Raw genomic sequence first — 1,803 nt, forward strand, 5'->3', positions numbered from 1 at the left:
CTCAACTTGATACTCGATTTGGCTCAGATAAATATTCACGAATTGGTGGACAACTAGGTTTAAATTATTCATTCTAACAATAGTAATATCTTAGTAAATACAAAGCAGTACGATTTAGTACTGCTTTTTTATAGAAAAAAGATATGTGATTCAAACTAAATTGAAAAAGGGGATATTTAGCACTGACTAAATAAAGAATTTAGTCTAAAAAAAATCATAACATGAACAATATATTGAAAAAAAAAGATTGCTAATTGATTATGTATTTTAAATGCAGAATATGAAAATTTTGTGCAAAAATAATCAGTTTGTTAACTTTACATTAACTTACAATTAACAAAAAAAACAATTAATTATAATTATATTACGCTTTTTATTAGAAATTTTCGATAGATTAAATGTTGATTGATCGCTTAATCCGATCAATAATGTTTTTTACATAAGTCTCTTGAATCTTAGTGACTATGTTTAATATTGTAAAATGAAGGAAATTTAACAAATGAATAAAATTTATAAAGTTTTGAAAAATAGACAAGGAATTAGTCTGGCAGTTTCGGAATTAGCCAGAGGAAGAGGTAAAAAAACTAAATCAGTATTAATTAATGCCACAATTCTTGGGGCTTTATCTGTTTTATCTTCCGGCAATGCTTTTGCTGCACGTGTTAATATAGATACCAATCAAATTATTAAAGGTGATGACACTGGAACTTTGCCTAATGGCGTAGTCAGCAATGATGAATATATCATTGGTCAAAATGGACATTTAACAATTAGTGATAATGGTACATTAAAAATTAATAGAATTATAGTGGCACATGATGTAGATACTTCTGCTCAATTTACACTCGACAATGGTCATTTCATTAACTCTACTGGTGATGCTTATTTAGGATCTCAAGGTAACGCTAATATTCTTATTACTAATGGCGGCACTTTTACCAATACTGGATGGTCTTCATTACGTATAGGTCATTCTAGCACTTCTAATACAACTTTAACTGTATCAGGTAAAGGCAGTACAATAAATCAAGTTAACTCACAAGATATGGGGATTGCCGGCGACGGTAAGGCTGTAGTTAATATTTTAGATGGTGGTGTTATTAATTCATCTCGAGCTACATTTGTCGCAAGTGGTAATGGAACTGCGATTATTAATATTGACGGTGAAGGTTCTGCTTTTAATTCAGGTGGTATGCGAGTAGGAACGCAATCAGCTGATAAAGATGGCTATGGTGAAATTAATGTGACCAATGGTGGTAGTTTAAATATTGCTGATGGTGATGCAGGTACATACAACAAGCTAGCTATCAGAAATGGTAAAGTATTAATTGATGGTAAAAATTCTCAATTGAACGTGATGTCTGAAATTATCGTCAATGAGGGTGGTAATCATTCTGCTAGTTTAACCGTTGCAAATGATGCAGCCATCAAAACTCAAAAAGGCGATAAATCTGGTGAGGATCTCGGTATTCGAGTTGAACAAAATGGCGCTCTTAATATCGGTGGCGAAGTTGGAAAAGCCGCTGAAAAAGCAGGTTCTATTGATACGCCAAAAGTTGGATTAAGAAATGGTGGTAAATTAAATATTAATCATACTAACACTGATTATCAAGTAGGCTGGGATATTGATGGAAATGGGGATGTCAATGTCGTCTCTGGTGATAACTTTATTAGTGGTAAACATACTTATGAAGGAAACACCAATATAACTGGTGGTTCTTGGAATGCGAAAGCCGAGAATGTCTTTAGCGAAAAATCTAACTATAACGTTGATAAGAAAGGTTCACTTAATTTAGAAGATCA

Annotated in this window: 1 pseudogene; it reads left to right on the forward strand. The window is 32.3% G+C overall.

The features are described from left to right. Positions 1-499 precede the first annotated feature (499 nt). Positions 500-1,803 (forward strand): annotated as a pseudogene (locus tag ACGH6R_RS11110) (hypothetical protein); the annotation flags it as partial.

The sequence above is a fragment of the Gilliamella sp. CG13 genome (assembly GCF_046635805.1).
Lineage (GTDB): Bacteria > Pseudomonadota > Gammaproteobacteria > Enterobacterales > Orbaceae > Gilliamella > Gilliamella apicola_I.